General features: G+C 63.0%; 6 protein-coding genes. All 6 read left to right on the top strand.

Annotated elements, in window-relative coordinates:
* Positions 1–24: 24 nt before the first annotated feature.
* The 6 genes from coxB to NWI01_RS18350 all read left to right on the top strand — a co-directional run bounded on the left by coxB (position 25) and on the right by NWI01_RS18350 (position 5,389).
* The gene (gene coxB, locus NWI01_RS18375; protein WP_141385380.1) at positions 25–882 is read left to right on the top strand and encodes a cytochrome c oxidase subunit II; all 858 of its coding nucleotides are present in this window, start codon (positions 25–27) and stop codon (positions 880–882) included.
* A gap of 97 nt (positions 883–979) precedes the next feature.
* Positions 980–2,599 (top strand): cytochrome c oxidase subunit I, encoded by a 1,620-nt coding sequence (ctaD, locus tag NWI01_RS18370; RefSeq protein ID WP_141385379.1) that lies wholly within the window; start codon positions 980–982, stop codon positions 2,597–2,599.
* A gap of 63 nt (positions 2,600–2,662) precedes the next feature.
* Entirely contained in the window at positions 2,663–3,601 is a 939-nt protein-coding gene (locus NWI01_RS18365) for a heme o synthase (RefSeq protein WP_141385378.1), read from the top strand.
* Between the two features lie 16 nt (positions 3,602–3,617).
* Positions 3,618–3,788, top strand: coding sequence for a CoxF protein (locus tag NWI01_RS18360; RefSeq protein ID WP_141385377.1), 171 nt, complete (start codon positions 3,618–3,620; stop codon positions 3,786–3,788).
* 6 nt (positions 3,789–3,794) lie between these two features.
* Positions 3,795–4,439 carry a cytochrome c oxidase assembly protein gene (locus tag NWI01_RS18355; RefSeq protein WP_141385376.1) on the top strand — a complete coding sequence of 215 codons (645 nt, stop codon included), beginning with the start codon at positions 3,795–3,797 and terminating at the stop codon, positions 4,437–4,439.
* A gap of 95 nt (positions 4,440–4,534) precedes the next feature.
* A complete protein-coding gene (locus NWI01_RS18350) occupies positions 4,535–5,389 on the top strand; it encodes a cytochrome c oxidase subunit 3 (RefSeq protein ID WP_141385381.1) in 855 nt (284 codons plus the stop codon).
* The last annotated feature ends 63 nt before the right edge of the window (positions 5,390–5,452 follow it).

The following is a 5,452-nucleotide window of genomic DNA, read 5'->3' as shown; positions in this document are numbered from 1 at the left end:
TTTATGACAAGGAGCGCGAGCGGCATGAAGATGTCGATGGGCCAATATGGCCGCCGGTTTGGCCGCCGGTTTCTGGGATTGGCGTTTGGCGGAGCGGCATTTGCTGCTGGCGGAGCGGCATTTGCGGCGGATGAGATAGGTCAGCCGCATGCGTGGGGCTTTGATCTTCAGCAGGGTGTGACCCCTGTGATGGAGAGCATTGCGCGCATGCATAACGGGCTTCTGGTGGTGATCACGCTGATCACGCTGTTTGTGACGGCCCTTCTGGTTGTTGCGATGGTGCGGTTCAACGCGCGCGCCAATCCGGTTCCATCGAAGACGACGCACAACACGATGATCGAGGTTGCGTGGACGATCATCCCGGTTCTGATCCTGGTCGGCATTGCGGTTCCCTCATTCCGTCTTTTGTTTGAGCAGCTTGACCTTCCGAAGGCTGACCTGACGGTGAAGGCGACCGGCAAGCAGTGGTACTGGACCTACACCTATCCGGACAACGGCAAGTTCGAGTTTGACTCGCTGCTGGCGCAGGACAAGAAGCCGCGTCTGCTTGCGGTGGACAACGAGCTGGTTGTTCCGGTGAACAAGGTGGTCCGGGTTCAGGTGATCGGGGCTGATGTCATTCATTCCTTTGGAGTTCCGTCGTTCGGCATGAAAGTGGACGCGATTCCGGGCCGTCTCAACGAGACCTGGTTCAAGGCCACGAAGACGGGCATTTTCTACGGCCAGTGCTCTGAGTTGTGCGGCCGGGACCATGCCTTCATGCCGATTGCGGTTCGCGTGGTAAGCGAGCAGGAATTTGCGGCGTGGGTTGAGACCGCGAAGAAGAAGTTTGCCTCGAACCCGGCGAACGCGGTGGCGTCGGCCGCCGGCGTGATGCAGTAGGCGTCGCGTCGGGCGATTTCGACGAGGGGCGGCGCCTGCGAAGGGGTCGCCCGCCAGGGTTCGAAGGACTTCAAGGGACGACAGACAGGATTAGACAATGGCAACAGCATCTGCTCACGACCATGCCCATGACGATCATGGTGACCATGCGCACCACCCGACAGGGTGGAAGCGCTTTGCGTATTCGACCAATCACAAGGACATCGGGACCATGTACCTGGTGTTCGCCATCGTGGCGGGGATCATCGGCGGCCTGATGTCGATGGGCATCCGGGCGGAACTGATGTACCCCGGCATACAGGTTTTTGATCCTGCGCATACCTACAACGTGTTTGCGACCAATCACGGCCTGATCATGATCTTCTTCATGGTGATGCCTGCGATGATCGGCGGCTTCGGCAACTGGTTCGTGCCGCTGATGATCGGCGCGCCCGACATGGCGTTCCCGCGCATGAACAACATCTCGTTCTGGCTGCTGCCGGCGGCGTTTGCGCTGCTGCTGATCTCCTCGTTCATGGAGGGTGAGCCGGGCGCGACCGGAGCGGGCACGGGCTGGACGCTGTATGCGCCGCTGTCGACGAGCGGTCATCCGGGTCCGGCGGTGGACTTCAGCATTCTGTCGATCCACCTTGCGGGCGCCTCCTCGATCCTCGGGGCGATCAACTTCATCACCACGATCTTCAACATGCGCGCGCCTGGCATGACCATGCACAAGATGCCGCTGTTCGTCTGGTCGATCCTGGTCACCGTGTTTCTGCTGCTGCTGGCGCTGCCGGTTCTGGCGGGCGCGATCACGATGCTGCTGACCGACCGTAACTTCGGCACCACGTTCTTCGCGGCCGATGGCGGCGGCGATCCGGTGCTGTTCCAGCATCTGTTCTGGTTCTTCGGTCATCCCGAGGTGTACATCCTGATTCTGCCGGGCTTCGGCATGATCAGCCATGTGATCTCGACGTTCTCGAAGAAGCCGATCTTCGGATATCTGGGCATGGCCTACGCCATGGTGGCGATCGGCGGCATCGGCTTTGTCGTGTGGGCGCACCACATGTACACGGTCGGCATGGTGTCCTCGGCGCAGGCCTACTTCGTCGCGGCGACCATGGTGATCGCGGTGCCGACGGGCGTGAAGGTGTTCTCGTGGATCGCCACGATGTGGGGCGGCTCGATCGAGTTCAAGACGCCGATGCTGTTTGCGATCGGCTTCATCTTCCTGTTCACGGTCGGCGGCGTGACCGGCGTTGTGCTGGCCAATGCGGGCGTTGATCGCGTGATGCAGGAGACCTACTACGTCATCGCGCACTTCCACTACGTGATGGGCATTGCCGCGGTGTTCGCGATCTTCTCGGGCTGGTACTACTGGTTCCCGAAGATGTCGGGCTACATGTACAACGAGACCATCGGCAAGCTGCACTTCTGGGTGATGTTCATCGGCGCCAACATCCTGTTCTTCCCGCAGCACTTCCTCGGTCTGCAGGGCATGATGCGGCGCATGGTGGACTATCCGGATGCGTTCGCGGGCTGGAACGAGATCTCGTCCTACGGCGCCTTCATCACGGGCTTCGGCGTCATCATCTTCCTCTACGGCCTGGTCGACGCCTTCGCGCGCAAGCAGCAGGCGGCTGACAATCCGTGGGGTGAAGGCGCGACGACGCTGGAATGGACGCTGTCCTCACCGCCTCCGTTCCACCAGTTCTCCACCCTGCCGAAGGTGCAGTAAGCAGTCATGTGAATGTGCGCGGCGCACTCATGCGCCGCGCACCCAACAAAAGCGGGTAGTATCGTGTCGGTTGTCGATCAAAAAGCCGTTGAGCTACCGCCCCGGATCTCGGAGGCGGGTGTCGCCGATTACTTCGCGCTGCTGAAGCCGCGGGTGATGTCACTCGTGATCTTCACCGCGCTGGTCGGGCTGATGATTGCGCCGGGCCATGTTCACCCGGTGCTGGGCTTCATCGCGATCCTGTGCATCGCGGTCGGAGCGGGCGCCTCCGGCGCGCTGAACATGGCGCTGGAAGGCGATATCGACGTGCTGATGTCGCGCACGGCCAACCGGCCGATCCCGCGCGGCCGCATCACCCGCGGCGAGGCGATGGGGTTCGGCCTCACGCTGTCGTTCTTCTCGGTGATGACGCTCGGCACCCTGGTCAACTGGTATGCCGGGGGACTGCTCGCCTTCACGATCTTCTTTTACGTTGTGATCTACACGATGGGGCTGAAGCGGCGGACCGCGCAGAACATCGTGATCGGCGGCGCCGCCGGTGCGCTGCCGCCGGTGGTGGCATGGGCGGCCGCGACGGGGTCGTTGTCGGTTGAGCCGCTGCTTCTGTTCTTGATCATCTTCTTCTGGACGCCGCCGCATTTCTGGGCGCTGGCGCTGTTCCGCTCCGACGATTACGCCCGCGCCGGGGTTCCGATGCTGCCGGTGGTCGCCGGTCCCGACGCGACGCGGCTGCAGATCCTGCTCTACACCATCGTGCTGGTGGCGATCGCCGCCGCGCCCTGGCCGCTCGGCTACTTCGACTGGATCTATGGCGTGACCTCGCTGATCCTCGGCGCCGGCATGCTGGTGCTCGCGATCGAGGTCTATCGCCACCGGACCGGAAGCCAGGCGCTGCGCGCCACACGGCGGCTGTTCGCCTTCTCGATCTTCTATCTGTTCGCGCTGTTCGCCGTTCTGCTGCTCGATGTGGTCGCGAAGGCCGTCGCGCCGTTGATCTGGTAGAGGGGCGCATGAACCGATGGACAGCAACGACAAGCCGGAGGGAGACCGGATCGTTCTCACCGAAGCTCAGAAGAAGCGTCGGCGCGAACGCTCGATCGCGATCGCCTGGGCGCTCGGCGTTCTGGTCCTGCTGTTCTTCGCGGTCACCTTCATCAAAGGGCCGGGCGTTCTGGTCCGACCGGTGTGATTGAGAATGACGGACGCGCCGCAACACCCGCAGCAATCCGCGGCCCCGGCTTTGCCGAAGGCTGCGCCGCGCATCGGCCGCGATGTGAAGATCGGGGCCGCCTGCGGCCTGGTGGTCGCATTGATGCTCGGGGCGGCCTATGCGTCGGTGCCGTTCTACGACTGGTTCTGCCGCGTCACCGGGTTTAACGGAACCACGCAGGTGGCAGGGGGCGCGCCGCAGGCGGCGCCGCTGGCGCGCACGGTGACGGTGCGTTTCGACTCCAACGTCTCCGGCGGGCTGCCCTGGAAGTTCGAGGCGGAGCAGACCACCATAGAGGTCCGGGTCGGCGAGGTCACCACCGTGCATTACGCCATCAGCAACGAGTCGGCGTCGCCCACGACCGGACAGGCCGCCTATAACGTCACGCCGCTGGCGGTCGGATCATACTTCACCAAGATCAACTGCTTCTGTTTCACCGAGCAAACCCTGGCGCCCGGTGAGAAGCGGGAGATGGCCGTCGTCTTCTATGTCGATCAGGCCTTCGCCGCCGACAGCGAGTACGACGGCGTCAACACCATCACCCTGTCCTATACCTTCTTCCCGGTGAAGAATGCCGCGCCCAAGCCGGTGGCGGCAAACGAGCCGGACAGGCCAGGGGGAAGCATCTGAGCTTCGAGGGCCGACGCGTTTGTTACCGACGCGTTTTGTTGTGAGACCAATAGGTGCCCAATACCGCCGGCACCGCTAAGGGAGAGAGACCGCAAATGGCTACGGCGCAAGTCAAGCACGATTACCACCTGGTCGACCCGAGTCCGTGGCCGATCGTCGGCGCGACCGCGGCTTTCATCATGGCCGTCGGCGCGATCCTGTGGATGCATCATATGACCGCGGCCGCGCCGATCATCTTCGGCATCGGCGTGGTCGGCGTGCTCTACACCATGGCGAGCTGGTGGGCGGATGTGATCCGCGAAGCCGAGCACAAGGGCGATCACACCCGCGTGGTGCAGATCAGCCATCGCTACGGCATGATCCTGTTCATCACCTCCGAGATCATGTTCTTCGTCGCCTGGTTCTGGGCCTTCTTCAACTCCGCGCTGTTCCCGGGCGACCCCGTGCATGTGACGCGCGAGGCGCTGTTCGGCGGCGTCTGGCCGCCCAAGGGCATCCAGACCTTCGACCCCTGGCACCTGCCGCTGCTCAACACCCTGATCCTTCTGACCTCGGGAACCACCGTGACCTGGGCGCACCATGCCCTGCTCAATGGCGACCGCAAGGGGCTGAAGTGGGGCTTGATCCTGACCATCGCGCTCGGCGCCATCTTCACCTGCGTCCAGGCCTATGAGTATCAGCATGCGGCCTTCAGCTTCGCCGGCAACGTCTACGGCGCCACCTTCTTCATGGCGACCGGCTTCCATGGCTTCCACGTGCTGGTCGGAACCATCTTCCTGATCGTCTGCCTGTTCCGCGCCAACGCAGGGCACTTCACGCCCTCCCAGCACCTCGGCTTCGAGTTCGCCGCCTGGTACTGGCACTTCGTCGACGTGGTGTGGCTGTTCCTGTTCGTCTGCATCTATATCTGGGGCAACGGCGCCGCCGCCATGGCCCACGCCGCTCACTGACCGCCACCCCGGCAAAAACAACCAACATCAAGGGCGGCCCATAAGGCCGCCCTTTCTCTTTGC

Origin of the sequence: Nitrobacter winogradskyi (assembly GCF_006539545.1) — a bacterium.
Taxonomy (GTDB): Bacteria; Pseudomonadota; Alphaproteobacteria; order Rhizobiales; family Xanthobacteraceae; genus Nitrobacter; species Nitrobacter winogradskyi_A.
The sequence above is the reverse complement of the archived record's forward strand: the minus strand, read 5'-3'. Positions and strand labels throughout refer to the sequence as shown.